General features: G+C 75.7%; 1 protein-coding gene. It reads right to left on the minus strand.

Annotation, left to right across the window (positions count from 1 at the left end; translation table 11 throughout):
* Nucleotides 1-407: class I SAM-dependent methyltransferase (locus tag ACLZOT_RS50105; protein ID WP_416976002.1), on the minus strand; the 407-nt coding region annotated here is incomplete at its 3' end.
* Nucleotides 408-419 lie beyond the last annotated feature (12 nt).

The raw sequence follows: 419 nt of genomic DNA on the forward strand, positions 1-419 counted from the left end.
CCGGGACGCAGCAGCCCACGCCAGTGCCGCAGCACCCGGCCCGGGTCGGGCAGCGCCCACAGCACATGCCGTACGAGCACCACGTCGAACCGCTCCTCCCCCACCGGCGGCGCCGCCGCGTCGCCGTGCAGGAACACCGCGTCACGTCCGGCGAGCTTGGCGCGGGCGAGGGCGACCATCGGGGCGGACCTGTCCACGCCCGTGACCCGGTGTCCCTGCTCGGCCGCGAGGAGCGACAGGCTGCCTGTGCCGCAGCCGAGATCGAGGACGTCGGACGCGCGCTCGGGCAGCCAGGACCGCAGTCCGGCGGCCCATGCCTGGCGTACCTCGGGGTCGCGCAGGCCGTGGTCCGGCTCGTCGTCGAAGGTGGCGGCGGCCGCGTCCCAGTCCGGTGCCGTCCCTGTGATGGCGTGTTCACC

This window comes from Streptomyces sp. 4F14, assembly GCF_048159485.1.
Taxonomy (GTDB): domain Bacteria; phylum Actinomycetota; class Actinomycetes; order Streptomycetales; family Streptomycetaceae; genus Streptomyces.